The organism is Azomonas macrocytogenes, from assembly GCF_014191985.1.
In the GTDB taxonomy this organism is placed as follows: Bacteria; Pseudomonadota; Gammaproteobacteria; order Pseudomonadales; family Pseudomonadaceae; genus Azomonas; species Azomonas macrocytogenes.
The window spans coordinates 57603-76632 of record NZ_JACHXI010000021.1; the positions used below are offsets into that span (position 1 = coordinate 57603).

Consider the following 19030-nt stretch of genomic DNA (forward strand, 5'->3'; position numbering starts at 1 on the left):
CTCAGCGATACCAAGCAGAGTATTCCCCAGTGGCAGATATCCCAAAACGCTGCCTCAACCTGCAAAGACGCCACCCTGTTGGCACTGGCAAGTCTCGGCAACAGCCACTTATCCAGAAGAAGACCGCCGACGCTCATGGTTACTGGCGCCAACAACAAGCGAATCAGAGGCCCGATCCCTTGGATAGTCATTTTTCTACCTCTAGCTACCCTGGGCCCAAACGGTATATGGCCACGAATAACATAAGAAAATCAAAAAGCTATCAAGCTCTATGTCGTGCGAAAGGCGCGGATCAATGTCTACTTGCCCAGAATCCGTATTTTTCAGCTTCTATGAATCAATGACCAGATATCGAAAAAAGCGTTTTGATGGTTCGCTTGAAAATCGAGGGTAGTCGCTGACCAGAAGACAATGCCTTGATGTCTTTTTACTGGCAGATCGGCTTTGCAGCATCATTCATTTGGATGATATCAACGAAAAACAAGCCGCTTTCCCACCAATCTGAAAGTGGAATCGTGCCAAACGAAATAGCGAACAACGTAACCAATAAGCAGGCTTTCTTTCACGAAAACTTAACCAGCTATGGCTAACGTGCTCTTGCCTGAACGCCGGCAGCCCGGGGCAAGACCATCTCCGCAGTTTCCCCTTTGGGTTCCAGTGGCTCCATTTTTCCCAAAATTCACCCTAAAGGACTCTAGACGTGATGATTCGCTATTCGTTGGTAATTTCCGCTGCTTCGCTTGCCCTGCTGAGTACAGATCCGGCAGTCGCTCAACAGAACCAGAACGTCGCTAACAACGGACTCATGAATCGAGAGGCAAAAGGCGATATCACCACCTTCGGCGGAGCTCGCCGCCTTGATCGGGATATAACCAAAGCCCTGAAAGATTCGCTTTCAAGCAAGCGAGTCAAGAATGTGATCCTGCTGATCGGGGATGGCATGGGTGACTCTGAAATTACCGCAGCACGGAACTATGCCGAAGGGGCCAGCGGCTATTTCAAAGGTATCGACGCGCTGCCGCTGACCGGCCAATACACCCATTATGCTCTGGAGAAGGAAACCGGTCTGCCAGATTATGTGACCGACTCTGCCGCCTCGGCCAGCGCCTGGTCTACGGGCGTCAAAACCTACAACGGCGCCCTGAGCGTCGATATTCACGAAAAACCTCAGATCACCCTGTTGGAGCTGGCCAAATACGCAGGCAAGGCGACTGGCAACGTCTCCACCGCTGAGCTGCAGGATGCCACTCCAGCGGCGATGATGTCCCACGTTACGGCACGTAGCTGCTACGGCCCGGAAGCAACCAGCAAAACTTGCCCATCAAATGCACTGGAAAATAGGGGTCTCGGCTCCATTACTGAGCAGATACTTAATACCCGTCCCGATGTAACCCTGGGCGGCGGCGCCAAGACTTTCTCGGAAACCGCCAAAGCCGGTAACTGGGCAGGCAAGACCCTGATGACTCAGGCCACCGAGCGTGGCTTCCAGCTCGTGCAGAATATGCAGGAACTACAAAGCATCAACAGAGCCAACCAAAACAAACCACTATTAGGAGTGTTTGCCCAAGGCAATATGCCAGTTCGCTGGAATGGCCCCAAAGCCAGCTACCATGGCAACCTCGGCACTCCTGTGATCTGTGAGCCCAATACCGAGCGCACTGCAGAGATCCCCACCCTGGCCGATATGACAGAAAAAGCCATCGAACTGCTGAGCAGCAACCGTAATGGCTTCTTCCTGCAGGTTGAAGGCGCTTCTATCGACAAACAGGATCATGCTGCCAACCCCTGCGGCCAGATTGGCGAAACCGTGGACCTGGACGAAGCCGTTCAGAAAGCCCTCGCCTTTGCCAAGGCCGATGGCAATACGCTAGTCATCGTCACTGCCGACCATGCCCATTCCAGCCAGATCATTGCGCCCGATAGCCAGGCACCCGGCTTGACCCAATCCATGAAAACCAAAGATGGCGCCATCATGGGCATCAGCTACGGTAACTCTGAAACCTCTTCGCAAGGCCACACCGGTACGCAGTTACGGATTGCTGCCTACGGCCCCAATGCTGCTAACGTCACCGGCCTGACCGATCAGACCGATCTGTTTTTCACCATGACCAGAGCGATGCTCGCCAAGTAACTCATCGCTCAGAATAAACAGAAGAAAAAGACGCGCTCTCTCGATAACAGGAGCTCGCCTACAAGGTGGATAATCGAGCATCGGCTAAGAGCCTGTTCAAAATCTCGCGAGCCAAGGCCAGACAAGGCGAAAATGGCTGAGAAAGCGGACCGGGCTGGCGATCCAGGCCATTTTCAACGCGGTATGGCCAACGCGTAGCAGACTTTGAACAGGTTCTAAGCCTTGTGGAGAAAGCTTCATAAGTGCCCGACAAACCATGCCCTCACAAAGCCAAAGTGGTAGCCATTGATTCCAATCGACTCAACCGCCCAAGCATGATCCTCCAGATCGACTGCTGGCGCTTCAGAGTTCCTTCAAAAGCTGACGAGCCTCATGTGAACCGCTATTGTTCGCAGCAAGGGTCAGCCAATAACGAGCTTTCCTTGATTCATAGCGACACGACAAGCTGAGTAAACGGCCAAGCTCTAGCTGCGCCTGAGAATCTCCGGCACGAGCGGCCTGACGCAGAAGGCTCTCGCCAATGCGTCGATCGCGGCGGTTATCACAATCCTTGCACAACAAACGCCCCAGTCTGCTTTGCGCAGAAACCACACCTTCGCGAGCTGGTTGCTTTAACAGGTGGCCCGCCATACGTTTGGCGAATGCAGTCTGGCCAAGCCGTTGACTATCCAGCAACCAGGTAGCGACACGCAGCGGAATCCGGGTAGAAAACGAATAGGGAGAAATGATCGGCATTGAAGTTGAGTGATGTCGCATGAGCGGGGAAAGAATCACGAAAAGGCCGCGCACTTTACACGTTTTTTCATGAAGTGAAAGACTTGCCAAATTGTTGCAGAGAGGTTCCAGCCTTACCTTGAGAAAAATCCACAGATCCTGTGGATAAGTCGGTGGACAATCTGCCTAAAAGATTCTACAGCACCCATGGATAAAGGCTCTCGAACAAACTGACGCTTTTTTACTCATAGAAATTAATTTTTATAAATCAATAAGTTAAAATAAAAAACCAAACGCATCAAAAATTGCGACAGTTTGTCCGCATTGCTTGACAAGCTAAATGACGAGTGTGCACAAACTCATTCGAAGCAAGCTGCAACAACCATAATCCCCCCCTTGTTTTTCCATATCTCGACACAATAGTTCGAAAAAATAGCGATTTACCTTGAGTAAAAATTCAAACAACGTAAAAAATTACGTCATTGGCGAGCCTGATTGAACGAGGTAATGCAGGTATGACAATCGGGCGTACCCGGCGCTGGCCGATCCTTTTTTTCTCCCTGCTACTCGCCTCGATTGCAGGAGTGGTCGGGCAACAGCAATGGCAGCGATTCAAGCAAGAGCAAGGAATCGAGAGACTGGAATGCAAGGGCTGGGAGTTTTCTCTTAAAGGGCTGCGGCTACAGCAGTTCAATATCGAAATGCATAACGATTCCGGCCAATTGAAACTTGCCGCCCATGATGTCCAGGTAAGCCTCGATAAGCTACTCAATCCCCTCCCCGTTCAAGGGCTAAGGATTTCCGATTTATCGATAGCGTGGTTTCCCGAAGCCAAATTGGATCAGAGCTCACCACCTACAACACTCCCAAGTCGACAGGATCTGGAATCCTGGCTGGGTTGGATGCCTCGACAAATAATGATCGAAGCGCTACAGCTCGAACTACCCTGCGCAACAGGAATCTGTCGTGAAAAAGGCAGTTTGCAATGGCAACAATCTACTTCCGAGGCCTTGCCTGTCAGCCTGGAAATTCAAATCCAGCATGATAAACATCTGTTGCACTTATCAGCTTCTGCCAGGCAAATCACAGATAAAGTAGAGCTATCGCTACATTTAGCGCTGGATGGCAACAATCGAATCAAATCTCGCCAATGGCTGGCCAGCGAAGCTGACAAACTTGCCTGGAACGGCACGCTCGGCCTGACAGAACTCCCAGAAGCTCCATGGTTGCTCAATTGGTTGAACCCCTGGCTAACCTACGAACTATCCAGCCTGCCGGCTTCTCCTGAAGCCATGCACCTGCAAACAAGCTGGGCACTACAATTATCGCCAGCTGACCTGAAACAAATCCATGGCGAGTTCAGCACCTCGTTATATCTACCAGTACCCTGGCCTATTCCCGGCCTGGGCCAAGTCCAGGGAAACCTGGATATAACGTTGGCCAGCCGGATGAATTCATGGTTGCCTATTTCAGGCTCAAGCGATTTGAATATAAAACCACAGCCTGAACTATTCAAAACACTACCTACCGAACTACGACCCGAGCGGTTAAAAATAAAAATCACACCTATCGCTAACAGTGGTACGCAATCACCGCTATCCTTCAAGCTCGACCTTCTGAGTCAAGGCAAAAGTGAACTCGGTCTGCAATCTCCATACATGCAGATAAGTATTTCACCTTTTATCGTAAAGATGGAAAAAACCCGAGTCACCTTCAAAGTACCGCAACTATCGGTAGCTGGAACTGCATTCAAATCCATCCAGACGAATTTGCAACTTGAAGGCAAGCTCGACGCTACACATGCATCCATTCGAACCCTGAGTGGTTCCACTGCAACGCTACAGGAAATCAAACCAATAGATGTGCAAGGGTCTGCAAAGCAGATTCTGGTATCTTTGAATAACTTGAATTTCAATGGGCATCTTTTAAATAATCAGTTGATAAATTATGACTTGCAAGGCCCATTGAAACTGAAGCTGGGTTCTCTTTACCACTCGCAACTCCACTCCCGCGCCTGGCAATGGCAGGGACAAATCAAACTTGATTCACGGCAACTCGACCTGAATGGAAAATTAGCCAATGATGTGAATTTGAAATTCACTACGCACTTGAACAAAAACTTTACGGGCTCGCTGATTTTCGATGGCACTCTTGAGCCGATACAACTGAATACAGGCAACCCAATTACACAAACGCTCAGCAACTGGCCTAAATTGCTGGAATTGAATTCGGGCCGAATACAAGCCCGAGGCCGGTTCGAGCTGCCGCCTGGCAAACAGGTAAAAGCCACGTTGTACTTGGAAAGCCAAGGGCTTAGCGGTATCTACGACCGAATCGAGTTGAACCAGCTCAACAGCAACCTTGTCCTCGCCTTGCAAAACCAACGCCTGCAGGTGGATCTCGACGGATTTCGTCTGGAACAGGCGAATCCTGGGCTCCGCTTCGGCCCCGTTATCTTGCAAGGGCAGTATCAGGCCAAGCTTGACCAACCACTCGCAGGTCAGCTCGATATAAGAAAGGCTCACGCCGAGGTCCTCGGCGGCGAGATCTGGGCCGAGCGCGGCTTGTTGAATCTTGCTGTTTCCAAACAGACTCAGGCAATACACGTAAAAGGTCTGGACCTTGCTCAGTTGCTTCTCGCTTACCCAGCAGAAGGACTGCAAGGCAGCGGCCTTATCGATGGCAGCTTCCAACTACAGCTGGAAAATCGCAATGTCAGCATTGAGCAAGGTTCGCTGGCAGCCAGAAATCCTGGTGTCCTGAGCATCAAGTCGCCACGTTTGCAGGCTCTCGGAAAATCCAATCCTGCCATGCAACTGGTCACTCAGGCATTGGAAAACTTTCATTATGATCTATTAGCCAGCGACATCCGTTATGATAAGCACGGTAAGTTGCAGCTTGGGCTTCGCCTGTATGGACGTAATCCCAGCCTCGAACGTGGACGCCCTATCAACTTCAACATCAACCTTGAAGAGAATATCCCGGACCTACTGACCAGCCTGCAATTGTCCGACCGGGTGAGCGAAACCATTCAGCAACGAGTGCGGGAACAGTTAGAAAGCGATAAGCAACCTACCCAGCCCTGAGAGTAAGGAGAAATCTCGGATGCAGCTGCGCCTTGCATTGAGCCTGTCGATATTATTCATCGTCAGCGCCTGCACTCCCCGCGTGGAACTGGCCATGGCCGATAAACCGATCAACATCAACCTCAATGTCAAGATCGAGCACGAGCTCTATATACGAGTCGACAAAGCCCTCGATTCCATCATCAACAAAGACAGCGGACTCTTCTAAGACTTATGAAAATGCATCTGAAGCTGGGAATACTACTGCTTGCGCTGAGCCTACCCGCTGCGGCTATCAATCTCGACGAAGCCATGTCAGCCCTGAGCGGTGCCAAGGCCAGCGGCCAACTTGGAGAAAAACCGGACGGCTACCTAGGAGTTATAAAGTCCGATGGTCAGGCAGAAGCTATCGCCGCCCAAATCAATCAGGCCCGTCGCGCCGAATATCAACGCCTCGCTAGTCAGAACGGGATCGACATAAGCAATGTAGAAGCGATAGCTGGAAAAAAAGCTATAGAAAAAACACCGGCGGGGCAATATGTACAGATAAATGGTAGCTGGGTTCGGAAATGAGCAGAGATCTGCTTTTAGAATATAGCCAATTAGGCTTTTTCGTTACAGAAAGCTGTAACAGCTGTATTAATCAGGAATATTTGCGCAGCAGTATAAAATTTACCAAAAATTGTTTGGCAACAATTAATCAATTTACATCAACCATCGAATCATCTTACTGAGCATGGTTTGAAATATGTCTCGCAATATAAAAAACGCCCCGTTCCATATTGCTTTTGGCGTAGATGAAAACTATATACGCCCGATGGGCGTTACAATCACATCAATTATAAAAAACAACCCAGATTCCAGCTTTGTATTCCATATTTTCTCGCCAGAAATATCTCAATCCAACCTAGAAAAAATAAACAAGCTAAGCACGCTCAGCTCGGTGAGCATAAATGTACATATTATTGAAAAACCCTCCACTCAAAATAAACAAATAAATGACAAGAAACTTTCTCACATCTCAGAAGCTGCATATACACGAATTCTGATACCAAAATTACTTCACAAAATTACAAACAATTTTTTATATCTGGATGCCGATATACTATGTACAGGAGATATATCCAGCCTATTTGATATTGATATCAGCAATGTAGCCGCTGCCGTAGTTAGAGATATAAATTCTGAAACAATGCAGCACAGGCTCGCAAAAAAACAATTAGTACTTAGCGACTACTTTAACTCTGGCGTTTTATATATAAACATATCTTACTGGCTAGCCAACAACATCTCAGAAAAAGTATTAGAAAAAATAAATGATCCCATATTACAGCTAGGATATTTCGATCAGGATGCTCTCAACGTTATTCTTGATCATTCAGTATTCTTCATAGATAGCGAATGGAATTATCAATACCCTCTGACTTCTGCTCTTAGAAGAGGTATCGTCGATACTTCGTATTCAAATAAAAAATTTATCCATTTCATTGGACCAATGAAGCCTTGGCGAAACTGGAATCCCCATAACTCAAAAGAACTTTTCCTTAAGTATCAGGATCAATCGCCATGGTCAGAAATAAATCTAGATGACGAATTTAGTCCTAGAGAAGCCTACATATACTCAAAATACATGTGTAGAACCATGCTGAAACAAAGGCGCTGGCACGAACTGTTTATTTGGTATACAAAATTCAAACATCTTAAACGTTCAAGAAAACATATACCCGGATGACAAATAAGAAATCCTGATCTTACCTAATATTCGTGAATACAGATTCAAGCTCTCATCCGGACGCCAAAGGCTTCCAGACGGCTATCCCCCTGTGTGCGTGACGCGCCACTGGCGGTTGCAGTCGCAATGTATATCACCACGGTTTGGTGCGTTTGGGCGCTCATGCTGCAGTGTCGGTGATGGGCGCAAATCAAGCCCGCCGCTTGGCTGCAGCGCATAACTACACCCCAGAGCTATTTACGCCGCCGCCAACGCGCAGCAGACCTTGAACAAGCTCTAAGGCACAATCACGAAGCTCCGCTGTGATCTGATGCCAATCGGCTCACAGCCAAGGCTCGGGATTTTGTCATCGCAGGCTTGTCGGCCCTCTTTTCCACCATGGCGCAAGTAGGTTTCCGTACGAGCTATTTGATCATCCATGATCCGGAAACTATCCTGATAAGAATCTCAACCCATAAATCTTGCATAACTAGATTTTATTTTTAATTTAACAAAACTAAACAAAGGAGATTTCAACATGCAATATATTGTTCCCGATCTATGCGATGCGTATCCTGATTCTGTCCAGGTAGTTGAACCTGTATTCAGTAATTTTGGTGGGAGAGATTCTTTTGGCGGCAAAATAATAACCATAAAATGTTTCGAAGATAACTCCAGAGTTAAAGAGCAAGTGGACTTGAACGGAACAGGCAAAGTTTTGGTTGTCGATGGGGGCGGATCGCTTCGTCGTGCTTTGTTGGGAGATATGCTGGCGGAGAAAGCTGCCAAGAATGGCTGGGAAGGTATTGTGGTATACGGATGTATACGCGATGTCGATGTAATTGCACAAACTGATTTAGGGGTTCAGGCGCTAGCCAGTCATCCGATGAAAACTGACAGACGTGGTATTGGTGAACTCAATGTCAATGTTACGTTCTGCGGTATAACCTTTCACCCTGGACATTATTTATACGCAGATAATAATGGAATTATTGTATCGCCAACCCCCTTAAAAATGCCCGAATGCTAGCCAAGCGATTAAATATTGGTTCACAGCATGGGCTTGCCATGCGCAGAGCCTGGCTTCCAGGCTCAGTCCAGATTTTATTTTCGAAGCAGTTAATTTCTAGAAAAGTGGCAGTAGTCCAGACAAGGATGAAGCATGTTTGATTCGCTTGTAGAAGTGGTTAACGAAATGGGGTATGTGGGAATTATATTCCTGATGTTCATGGAAAACCTGTTTCCGCCGATTCCTTCGGAGGTAATCATGCCACTGGCCGGATTTTCCGCTGCCAATGGAGATTTACATATAATACTCGTCATTCTGTCAGGAACCTTTGGCTCTGTTCTCGGCGCTTTGCCTTGGTATTACGCTGGCGTCTATTTTGGCGAGGAAAGAATGCTTCGTTTGGCCAAGCGCTACGGGCGCTGGATGACTATTTCCTGCGATGATGTTTCCAACGCTTCAAGCTGGTTTAGTAAACATGGCCGCAAGGCCGTCTTTTTCGGTCGGATGATTCCTGCAATCCGCACGCTGATATCGGTACCTGCTGGAATTGCCAGGATGCCTTTTTTACCGTTTCTGGCCTATTCGGCCCTGGGCTCGATGCTATGGACGTCGCTCTTGACAATTCTGGGGTACATACTGCACACGGAGTACGCCAAGGTGGCGGATTATGTCGATCCGTTTTCGAAAATAGTGCTCGGCACTATTATCGGTATCTATATTTATCGTTTGTTTTTCGTCAAGAGAAACGACAGCATAAAGCCACCTAGTAAATAAGCGCAGAGAAGTTGCAGGCGGTCTGTCGTAGCGCGTGGCAATGACCCGATACTGCTTCAGACGAGCGAAGAAGTTTTCGATCAGGTGTCGAGCCTTATATAGGTCGTGGTCGTAGAGACGTTGTACCTTGCGGTTTGGGTGGCAAGGAATCACAACCTGCTTGCCGGCCTGCTGCAACGGTTCGATTACCCGCTCACCGGCGTCATCCGGCATGAACATCATCCGGGCAATCGTGGCTGGAGAGCGTAACCCTGATGCTCTGACGACTATGCGTGACCGTAACTGCAAGTCCACTGTCGAGACGATCCGATCAGCATTGGTCAACAAACATGTCTTCGCGCTGCAACAAGCGCTGGCAGCTGATCAGCCGATACCGCAGGATACCTTGCCCAAGGCACGCAGCCACACATAACAGTCGAATGCACTCAGCATCGCACTGTTCAAATTTCCGGAGCCACCTCAAACCAATTGTCGGATTAATTAGTTCTTGATTGCTGTTTTTTCATTCAAGGTCTTATCTCAAGGGACTGACACATTGTATGGATTGATAATTCTTATTGATCTCTGGATGGATCCTACTATATGGATATCGAAAAACCAGGCGATACCAGCATTATTCCTTTATTTGCGCTTATCTCCGACATGAACACAGTCATGCGCGATCCATTTTCGCTGGGTTGTCGGCTTATGACCCAACAGACGGTCAAAGCTTGCACCTCTGAGCTCAACGCTTTAGAGCAGCAGAGTGATACTTCCGGCTTTTTACACTTTTTATTGTATTAAGTTCAGGAGAAATCGAATGCACACTCATGCCTTCGCGGGTATTCGCAAGTTGTTTTTTATTTCCGTAGCCTTGGCAGCAGCTTTTAGTAGTTATTCTATAGCCGCTAATCCAATCAATATGATAGGGGTCAATCTGTCCGGTGCCAGTTTTAGCGACACAGTATATCCTGGCGTATATGGTACTCATTACATCTACCCCGCAGAGTCGTATTATCAGAAGTATGCGGACATGGGCATAAAGCTGATTCGCTTGCCTTTTTTATGGGAACGTATCCAGCCAGCACTCAATACCGAACTGCAAAGTGCCGAACTGGCGCGTCTCCTTCAAAGTCTGGATTATGCCCAGAAATACGGAATGCAAGTGATTCTGGATCTGCATAACCATTACCGTTATTACAATAAGCAGATTGCTTCCAGCGATGTTCCGATCAGCGCTTTCGCTAATTTCTGGCAGCGCCTCGCCCAGAAGGTAGTCAATCACCCAGCAGTCTATGGCTATGATTTGATGAATGAGCCTTTCAACACCAATGGTTACTGGCCGCAAGCTGCCCTGGCAGCGGCGCAAGCAGTGCGTACCGTGGATAATAGCCGCTGGATTTTCGTTGCAGGCGATTATTGGTCAAGCGCTTATCATTGGACTTTGTTTAATAACCAACTGGTCGCAGACCCCTGGATGCGTGATCCGAATAACAATTTGGTGTACGAAGCACACCTGTATCTTGACAAGGATTTCTCGGGTAACTACACCGACCGCGCCGAGACGTTTGACCCGATGCTTGGCGTGAACCGGGCCAAACCCTTCGTAGATTGGCTGAAGCAAAACAATCTACGCGGTTACCTCGGCGAGCATGGGGTGCCAGACTTCTCGCCATCGGCGGTAGTCGCGATGGACAACCTACTGAATTACCTGGCTCAGAACTGCATACCGATGACCTACTGGGCTGCCGGTCCATGGTGGATTAATCATCCGCTGTCGTTGGATGTGAACAGCGGCGCTGCTCGTCCACAGTTGCCGATTTTGCGGAAATATGTTGGCAACACTTCCTGCTCGATTATCGGACCAAGTGTCATCGACGATACGAGCACTGGGCAAGTCTATCGCCTCTACCAGGCAGCTTTCGATCGAGCGCCTGATAGTACTGGCCTGAGCTATTGGGTTAATAAAATAAATACGGGTGCTTCGCTATCAACGGTAGCTCAGGGATTCATTGACTCTAATGAGTTTCAGCAACGTTATGGGATTGCCATTAATAACCAATCATTCATCTCCACTCTGTACATGAATGTGCTTAATCGCCAACCCGATCCGACGGGTCTTGCCTTTTGGCAAAACCGGATGGCACAGGGAATGTCGGAGGCTGAAGTACTGATTGGGTTTTCAGAAAGCGGCGAAAACAAGGCAAATGTTGCTAAGAATACTCTGTAGCAATAAGGCTTCGTAGTGCGACGCTGGAACGGGGCAGGATCGTGCACGCTGAGATGCCAGAATATGCTACAGGTGATCGCGTCGCAGTCGTGCACGCGGGAGTCGATGTTTGAGTACCTTGTAGCGGGCCAGCCACTTGTAGGCCGTTTGCGGGGTGATCCCGAAGCGCCGGCACAGCTCGCAGCGGTTGGCCCCCTTCTGTTGAGCCAGGCGGACGAATGCTTTTCGAAGGCTCATGGTGGATTTTGTGTTCCAAAGCATGGTCATACGCTCGGCAGGTCACTGCCGAAAGCGTCAATCATGTGTCCGCACACCTGTCACCTATGTGTCCGGTCTGTACAGTGTCATAAAGTTAAACGTTCATTTATTCGATATTTTCCGCCCGCAGCACGGACAGCAACCAAGGCGGCTCGCCAGCCGCTGAGCGATCAACCCGCGTAAAACGTAAGGTCGCGATCAAGTTAGATTGATCACGATTACCCATTGAGCTCCAGGAGACGTCCATATAAAGGTAACCGTACGGGTTCGCTCATGGGTTTCTGTTATTTTGTAACAAGTCGCACTCTATTGCGGCTTGGATAAACCAACCAAAGGAAGACTGATGTCCAGGTTTTTTAATCTTTCTGCGGCTTTGCTGGTGCCATCCCTGCTCTTGTCGCTGAGTGGCTGTACCAATCTGGAGGAATCCAATCCTCCACGTACGGCGACGGAAGAGCTGTTGATTTCGACGGCAGCCGAACGGGCTGCCAGAAAACTGAAACTCAAACTGCCATCGGGAGGCAAGGTATTCGTCGACACAACTAACTTCGAGGGCACCGACAGCAAATACACCATCGCCGCGATCCGCAGCCACTTGCTATCCCGTGGAGTTCGTCTGGCGGACGACAAGGGCAGCGCCGATACGATCGTCGAACTGCGAGCCGATGCCCTGTCAACCGACCGTATCAATTTCGTGGTCGGCATTCCCTCCTTCAACCTACCTATGCCGCTTTCCTCAAGCCCCATCAGTATTCCGCAACTGGCCTTGTACGGTGAACACGGCCAAAAGGGCGTAGCCAGCTTTGCTGCCACTAGCTATAACGCCAAGACGGGTGCCTACATCGATGCGCAACAACCGCAGTTCGGTTATTCCCACAATAACAAGACTACCTTGCTATTCTTTTTTTCTTGGATCAACAACGACACCATTCCCAAAAATCAGCAAGACTGATCGTTGCTGAATCCGAATCCGGCGTGACGCAAGAGTCGGTCAGACCGGTTACTGTTGTGCACGCCGACAGAATCGCTTAATGGTGCTCTCGTTGAAAGATACTGCCTTAGTGATTGGGTTCTGAGCCTGAGTTAAGGGATACCTCATTCAGGGAAAAACAGATCATGAACAATGTCGATGACATTCTTTTTCATGCCAATGAGTTCTCACAACCTGACAACGGCCTTATCGCAACAGATCCCTGTATAGATCGGCACGGGTCCATGGCACATCAATGGAGCCATCGGCGAAAGGCTTCACCGCGAGAATTTGATGCAGGTTGATCCAGTTGCGACGAAAACCGTAGGCACAACCCGCCAAATAGAGGCGCCAAATACGCAGCGTCTGTTCTGTCACTAGCGATTGGGCTTTGTCGAGCTGGGTTTCCAGGCGCGCGCTCCAACTTTCCAACGTTCGCACATAATGTCGGCGCAGACTTTCCACATCGATTATCTCTAATCCAGCCTCGCTTAGTTTCGCGCTAATCAGCGCCAGGTGCGGCAGCTCGCCATGAGGAAATACATAGCGGCCAATGAATTGGCCTGCGCCACGATTAGCCGGGTGTCCATCTGTGTGCAGAGTAGTGATCCCATGGTTCATTACCAGACCACCAGGGCGCACTGCATTGAATAAGATTTTGCAATACAGCGGCAGGTTAGCGTAGCCGACATGCTCGAACATACCGACGCTAACCACTTTATCGAAGCGGCCATCTTGTGGCAGATCCCGATAATCCATCAGCTTGAGGTTTACCCGGTCTTGCAGGTTTTCCTCAGCAATGCGCTGTTGGGCCAGGGTGAGCTGGGCTTGGCTGAGAGTAATGCCGAATACTTTTACCCCATACTCACGTGCCGCGAAACGTGCCAGACCGCCCCAACCACAGCCCACGTCCAGTAACGATTCACCAGGCTGTAGGCGTAGTTTGCGGCAGAGGTAATGCAATTTAGCTTGCTGGGCCTGGTCGAGGTCTTCTTTGCCTGTTTCGAAGTAGGCACAGGAATAGACCATATCGCGATCCAGCCAGAGCCGGTAAAAATCATTGGATATGTCGTAATGGTAAGCGATCGCGCTGGCGTCGGTAGCCTTGTCATGAGCTTCATGCAGCGGTAAATCCTCGTTTTCCCTGTCTCCAAGCAGCGCTTGGCATAAATCATCGGCCAAGCGAATCACGTCGTTGATCGACCCTTCGATTTCCAACCGTCCCTCAACGTAACTGCTACCGAGAAGGTTCAGGCTCAGTTGATCAAGCTGAGCGATTAGCGAAGGGTCCTTGATGTTCAGCGTGACCACTGGATCAGGGCCAAGAGGTATCTGGCAGCCATCCCAAAGACGCAATTGTAAAGGTAGGTGCAGGTTATGTAATTTGGCTGGAAGCTGCCTAAACATAGCTATTCCTCCTTGGCATGTGCCGCAAGGTCTGTTGTTGTCTCGAACGCGCAGGATGACTCATAAGTCGCGAGCGATTGTGCATGCTGCCAGCCTTATGCGAGTGGGCTGGTATTTAGTTTTTCGACGACGCTTGAGAGTTCAAAAATAGATGATCGGCACGATTCTAAAGTGAGGTATTGATCGATCACTCCACGGTTTGAATAGGTCCCAGATCTGAATCAAATCGTTTTCTGCCTGCACGGTCGGGTGCAGCCGTCGGGAATGATGATTGATCGACTGGATGGCAGAACCAGGTCGGTGCTGGCGGGCAAACCGGTGAAGCTGGGGGATGCAAGCGTGCTCAGTGAGCCAGGAGCCACCGGCTCAACTTGGCGTTTGCATTACGCCCTGGACTTATCGACTCGGTAATGCGGACAAGCTCGCATCATGCCAGTGAGTACAAGTGAAGGGCTGGCGCAATTCACGGTTCAATCTGACGCTGTTCTCATCGGCGATCGTGGACTGACTCACCGTCGAGAGGTACAGCCTGTGCTGGCACAGGGAGGCGATATGATCCTGCGCATAGGGGTAGTTAGCCTTCACAGCTTGGGAATGGATGACGTGCGCCTCACCGCTGCCACTACTAAGTCGACAGCACATTCAGACCGCCAGACAATAATCGCCAAGCGGTGCCGCACGATAGGGCTGGGAGAGCTCGTCGAATAGGCAGATGCTCTCGAGCAGACGCTGGGCTGCCGACGACAGTTGACGGTCGGCGCAATAGCTGATGCCGAAGCAGGTGCCGCCGTCGAGCAGCGCCTGCGGCGTATCGGTGAACTGCAGGGTCTGGAAACCACCTTGGGCCAGAGTATGAGCAACTACATCCTCGGTAACTATTCCGATGGTGTTCGAGCGGGCAACAATACGCAGCAAGATATCGGTATCGCGGCATTCCATGCTTACTGGTAGGGTGCGTCTCCCCGCTCGCTCGCCGAGCAGGATGCGCAACTCTGTAGGCAGCGTGGTGCAGGCCAGCGGATAGTTCGCTAGCGCACGGAAGGCAGGCGTCCCACCGGACAGCAGCGGATGCTGCTGGCGGCAGAACAACTGGAAGCGCCGGGTGCGCAACGGCCGAGTCACATAGCCCTTGCTGGCCTCGATATGACGTAGATCGGCAACCATGAATTCTATTTCGCCGGTATTCAGGAACTGCTTGAGGACATCGGGCATCTCCACCCGCAATTCGATCCGGGTATCACCATGGCGATCGAGGAAGTCGGCCACCGCGTCAGGCACCAACCGGGCCGCCGGCAGCGGACCGGCACCAAAGCGCAACGCAGGTCTGGCCGTCATTTCGAGAGCACTGATCTCCGCACGCAGACTGCTTGCACCAGCCAGCAACTTCCGGGCGCGCGCCTGTAAGGCCAAGCCCTGGGTGGTCAGGCTGATGCCACGCTTGCTGCGCTCCACCAAGCGGCAGCCCAGGTCCTGTTCGAGGGTCTGAATGCTGCGGCTGAACGCCGACTGGGTGATGCAGGAAGCCTCAGCCGCTCGAGTGAAGTTCGCATGCTCAGCCAAGGCGACGAAGTGGCGAAGTTGGTGCAGATCCATTGGGCAGTCCTTTTTTGCATGCCAACGATGCAGGCAATGGGTTGTACCGCTGGCGGATGCGCTTGATAAAAGACCCCTGGCTCAGCCATCGGGTGCAGCATTCTGTACTTATAACATTATAATATGAAATTCTAATTAATTATAACCATATTAGCAATTCGCAACCATTCCGGCGGTTTCCACGCATGACGGCGGAAACTCCCCTGCCAAAGCAGCAAGGTCACCCAGCCGAGAGCCACGGTGAGTTGCACGTCACGGCCGCGCCCACGAATCCTCCGTCGACACACCGCTAGCGGCCATGGTGCGGGCGCAGTCATGAGTGGAGCCTGTTTCGGGGTATGACGCGGCAGAGTGTGTGCTGCGTACATCCTGACGTTTCCAGACCTTTTGCTCATGCAGGCAATGAGATTAATGAATTTCACAGCCCGTTCGCCGCACGCTTAAATAACGAAACGAAGCGCGAAACGCCTTCGCAGCGGCTTCTCTGATAAGGGCCGCTAGCCGAAAACGACCAACGCCAACAACCTGACGTTCCCCCCTCGCGCCCTCCCGGGCGGCGTACGCGCCGTGTTCCGGGCTGGGAAAGGGCTTGCCTTGCGAAACATGGCGGGACGCAACCGGAGGAGCCAGTCCGTGAACAGCAAGAACTCCAAGTCAGCCTATTTACCGCGATACCTGATGAGCGGCGCACTGAGCCGAGCCTGCCGCCCTGCCATTCAAGGCAGTAGGTGAGCATTCAGGTGCGCAAGGATTTCTGCATCACCCTACCCGGCGCCCACGATGGGCACCATTTCCCACTCGGAGCATGATCGTGTCCCTGAATCTGGAGCGACTCAATCCAAACCTCGGTGCGCGCATCGAGGGTATCGACCTGCGCACGGTGGATGATGCCACGTTGGCGCTCATCGAAAACGCGCTGGTCGAACACAAAGTACTGTTTTTCAGCGACCAACACTGGAGTTCCGTCGAGCAGAGACGCTTCGCCGAGCGCTTCGGTGAACTGCATGTGCATCCAGTGTTCGAGGCCGACCCGGAGGTCAAGGAACTGGTGGTACTGGCTTACGGCCCACACCGCAAAGGCGCTAACGACACCTGGCACGCTGACGTCACATTCGCCGAACGGCCGCTGAAATACGGCATCCTGTTCGCGGAGGAAATCCCGCCGCTGGGTGGCGACACCCTCTGGCTGGATACCGAAGCGGCCTATCAGGCGCTGTCCGCCCCCGTGCGCCAGGTACTCGACGATCTGTACGCCGTGCATACCTTCCTCAAGTCGGTGGACCTGACCCCTTCATCCCATGACGAGCGGGAGGAGGTTCGCCGACGCATGCCGCTGCCGACGCGCCACCCGGTGGTGCGTACCCATCCGGTTACCGGACGCAAGTCGCTGTATGTCAACCAAGCCTTCACCACCCACATCGAAGGCCTTTCGCGGCTGGAGTCCGACTACCTGCTGCGCCTGCTGCTGCAGCACCTGGAAAATCCCGAATTCCAGATGCGCTGGCGCTGGGCGCGCAACACCGTGGCCATCTGGGACAACCGCAGCACCCAGCACTTGGCAGTGTCCGACTACTTCCCGGCACCACGCCGGGTACGCCGGGCAGCGGTGCTGGAAGAACGACGGCCGGTATGAGGCGTCGATCCGTTCTCCTGGCGTACGCCCTATGGTCGCGCTCTACGGCCTGCGCATCGGTTACCACAACAAGCAGCATGCCCTGTTGGAGCGGTGCTTTCCACAGACTCTACTTGGCGGTGCCTATATATGTAATTGAATATAAAGATAATTTTTAATTATTCAACGATCTGAAAAGAAGCTTTAAATACTACCGATGTTAGCGCTATTACGTGAGTTGTCTCTCGTCATCTGCCACTCGCACAACGGGACCAGAACAGGCGCTTCGTTCAGACCCAGTGGCCGAGCAGACCGCATCCGGTCGCGACAGACAGAGCAAGAGCATGAAGAAAAGCAATCATCGCGACGCTGCTGCGCATAGCAGCCAACAACGTTTTATCGGTTATCGCGACTCCTTGGCTATAGCCATCCTGATAGCCTCTTTCGGGAGCTCCGCTTGGGCAGAGCAGGAGGGGGAAGGAGCTACGACAGCAAAAACGTCGTCTGCTGGCCGAAGCGAGCCGACGCTCAAGGCCGTCACCGTCACCGTCACCGCCACTCGCCGCGAAGAGTCGCTGCAGCAGGTTCCCGTGGCGGTTTCAGTGATCGACGGCGAACAACTGGAACGGGACAACCGCAACAACGTCTCGAGCATCGTGCAGCAGGTGCCAAGCCTGAATTTCCGTACCGGCGCCTCGAACAAGGACACCACGCTGTTCATCCGTGGCGTCGGTACCATCTCCACTTCGCCGGGTATCGAGCCGACCGTGGCCACGGTGATCGACGGCGTGGTGTTCGGCCGGGCCGGCCAATCGACCCTGGACCTGCTCGACCTGGAGCGCATCGAGGTGCTGCGCGGACCACAGGGCACCCTGTTCGGCAAGAATGCCTCGGCCGGCGTACTCAATATTGTCACCCGCTCGGCGCCGGAAGAATTCCGGGGTTATGTGGATTACTCGCACTTCGGCAACGGTAACGAAAACCGCTACCGCTTCGGGGTTGGCGGACGCCTGACCGATACCCTCAAGGGTTCGATCAGCGGCCTGTTCGGCAAATACGATGGCAACGTGAAAAATGTCAGAAATGGCGACGATGTCAACGGCTACGACCGCACGGGCCTGCGCGGCAAGCTGGAGTTCGAACCGAACGAGAACTTTCGCTTCACCCTGATCGGCGACTACGCGCGCAGCGACGACGACATTCCCACCGGGGTGATGGTTTCGACCACCAGCGCGGCGTTCGCCAATGCGCTCAAGCCCGTATCGCCAAGCAAGCACAATCAGGACATCAACAACGACTACAAAACTCGTGTCGAGGATACCAGCGCCGGGATTTCCGCCACGCTCGACTGGCAGTTGGGCGACTACAGCCTGACCTCCATCACCGCCTGGCGGCGCTGGGATAATACTCAGTTCCAGGACAACGACCGTCTCGCTGCCCTGCCCCTGACCGCCTCCCACGACAAGGGCAAGGTGGACTACGACCAGTACACCCAGGAGATTCGCCTGGCCTCGCCCAAGGGCCAGTTCCTCGAATACGTGCTGGGTGTCTATTACATGCATGGCCATACCGGCGAA

At 51.6% G+C, this 19030-nt stretch carries 16 protein-coding genes and 3 pseudogenes; 14 read left to right on the forward strand and 5 right to left on the reverse strand.

Features of this window, described 5'->3' with window-relative positions:
- Nucleotides 1–703 precede the first annotated feature (703 nt).
- Nucleotides 704–2131 carry an alkaline phosphatase gene (gene phoA, locus FHR87_RS16165; RefSeq protein WP_183167790.1) on the forward strand — a complete coding sequence of 476 codons (1428 nt, stop codon included), beginning with the start codon at nucleotides 704–706 and terminating at the stop codon, nucleotides 2129–2131.
- A 342-nt stretch (nucleotides 2132–2473) separates the two neighbouring features.
- Here phoA and FHR87_RS16170 read toward each other — a convergent pair whose 3' ends face one another.
- Nucleotides 2474–2866, reverse strand: coding sequence for a sel1 repeat family protein (locus FHR87_RS16170; protein WP_183167791.1), 393 nt, complete (start codon nucleotides 2864–2866; stop codon nucleotides 2474–2476).
- Nucleotides 2867–3360: 494 nt separating this feature from the next.
- On the opposite strand from FHR87_RS16170, the gene FHR87_RS16175 reads away from it, so the two are divergent.
- From FHR87_RS16175 to FHR87_RS16200, 6 genes are all read left to right on the forward strand, one after another.
- Nucleotides 3361–5931 carry an intermembrane phospholipid transport YdbH family protein gene (locus FHR87_RS16175; protein WP_183167772.1) on the forward strand — a complete coding sequence of 857 codons (2571 nt, stop codon included), beginning with the start codon at nucleotides 3361–3363 and terminating at the stop codon, nucleotides 5929–5931.
- Nucleotides 5932–5950: 19 nt separating this feature from the next.
- Nucleotides 5951–6139, forward strand: coding sequence for a YnbE family lipoprotein (locus FHR87_RS16180; RefSeq protein WP_183167773.1), 189 nt, complete (start codon nucleotides 5951–5953; stop codon nucleotides 6137–6139).
- 5 nt (nucleotides 6140–6144) lie between these two features.
- Complete coding sequence (locus FHR87_RS16185; RefSeq protein ID WP_183167774.1) at nucleotides 6145–6483, forward strand: YdbL family probable chaperone protein; 339 nt, start codon at nucleotides 6145–6147, stop codon at nucleotides 6481–6483.
- Nucleotides 6484–6658: 175 nt separating this feature from the next.
- Nucleotides 6659–7642, forward strand: coding sequence for a glycosyltransferase family 8 protein (locus FHR87_RS16190; protein WP_183167775.1), 984 nt, complete (start codon nucleotides 6659–6661; stop codon nucleotides 7640–7642).
- A 517-nt stretch (nucleotides 7643–8159) separates the two neighbouring features.
- A complete protein-coding gene (gene rraA, locus FHR87_RS16195) occupies nucleotides 8160–8651 on the forward strand; it encodes a ribonuclease E activity regulator RraA (protein WP_183167776.1) in 492 nt (163 codons plus the stop codon).
- A gap of 132 nt (nucleotides 8652–8783) precedes the next feature.
- Nucleotides 8784–9404: a DedA family protein gene (locus FHR87_RS16200; RefSeq protein WP_183167777.1), complete on the forward strand. Its 621-nt coding sequence runs from the start codon at nucleotides 8784–8786 to the stop codon at nucleotides 9402–9404.
- Nucleotides 9405–9425: 21 nt separating this feature from the next.
- Here FHR87_RS16200 and FHR87_RS16205 read toward each other — a convergent pair.
- Nucleotides 9426–9515: pseudogene (locus tag FHR87_RS16205) on the reverse strand (IS5/IS1182 family transposase); the annotation flags it as partial.
- Nucleotides 9516–9615: 100 nt separating this feature from the next.
- Here FHR87_RS16205 and FHR87_RS16210 point away from each other — a divergent pair.
- The 4 genes and pseudogenes from FHR87_RS16210 to FHR87_RS19310 all read left to right on the forward strand — a co-directional run bounded on the left by FHR87_RS16210 (nucleotide 9616) and on the right by FHR87_RS19310 (nucleotide 11613).
- The gene (locus FHR87_RS16210) at nucleotides 9616–9816 is read left to right on the forward strand and encodes a hypothetical protein (RefSeq protein ID WP_183167778.1); all 201 of its coding nucleotides are present in this window, start codon (nucleotides 9616–9618) and stop codon (nucleotides 9814–9816) included.
- Between the two features lie 170 nt (nucleotides 9817–9986).
- Nucleotides 9987–10187: a hypothetical protein gene (locus FHR87_RS16215; RefSeq protein ID WP_183167779.1), complete on the forward strand. Its 201-nt coding sequence runs from the start codon at nucleotides 9987–9989 to the stop codon at nucleotides 10185–10187.
- Nucleotides 10188–10305: 118 nt separating this feature from the next.
- Nucleotides 10306–11250 (forward strand): annotated as a pseudogene (locus FHR87_RS16220) (glycoside hydrolase family 5 protein); the annotation flags it as partial.
- Nucleotides 11251–11256: 6 nt separating this feature from the next.
- Nucleotides 11257–11613 carry a DUF4214 domain-containing protein gene (locus FHR87_RS19310; protein WP_338021263.1) on the forward strand — a complete coding sequence of 119 codons (357 nt, stop codon included), beginning with the start codon at nucleotides 11257–11259 and terminating at the stop codon, nucleotides 11611–11613.
- 117 nt (nucleotides 11614–11730) lie between these two features.
- Here the strand turns inward: FHR87_RS19310 and FHR87_RS16225 are convergent.
- A pseudogene (locus FHR87_RS16225) lies at nucleotides 11731–11874 on the reverse strand (helix-turn-helix domain-containing protein); the annotation flags it as partial.
- A gap of 340 nt (nucleotides 11875–12214) precedes the next feature.
- Here FHR87_RS16225 and FHR87_RS16230 point away from each other — a divergent pair.
- Entirely contained in the window at nucleotides 12215–12823 is a 609-nt protein-coding gene (locus FHR87_RS16230; protein ID WP_183167781.1) for a DUF6655 family protein, read from the forward strand.
- A gap of 225 nt (nucleotides 12824–13048) precedes the next feature.
- Here the strand turns inward: FHR87_RS16230 and cfaB are convergent, their stop codons facing one another.
- Nucleotides 13049–14248, reverse strand: coding sequence for a C17 cyclopropane fatty acid synthase CfaB (gene cfaB, locus FHR87_RS16235; RefSeq protein ID WP_183167782.1), 1200 nt, complete (start codon nucleotides 14246–14248; stop codon nucleotides 13049–13051).
- Between the two features lie 642 nt (nucleotides 14249–14890).
- Nucleotides 14891–15841, reverse strand: a complete 951-nt coding sequence (locus FHR87_RS16240; RefSeq protein WP_183167783.1) for a LysR family transcriptional regulator — start codon at nucleotides 15839–15841, stop codon at nucleotides 14891–14893.
- Nucleotides 15842–16652: 811 nt separating this feature from the next.
- On the opposite strand from FHR87_RS16240, the gene FHR87_RS16245 reads away from it, so the two are divergent.
- Together FHR87_RS16245 and FHR87_RS16250 are read left to right on the forward strand one after the other, a co-directional pair.
- Complete coding sequence (locus tag FHR87_RS16245) at nucleotides 16653–17474, forward strand: TauD/TfdA family dioxygenase (RefSeq protein ID WP_183167784.1); 822 nt, start codon at nucleotides 16653–16655, stop codon at nucleotides 17472–17474.
- 323 nt (nucleotides 17475–17797) lie between these two features.
- The coding region (locus FHR87_RS16250; protein WP_183167785.1) for a TonB-dependent receptor at nucleotides 17798–19030 on the forward strand (1233 nt) is incomplete at its 3' end.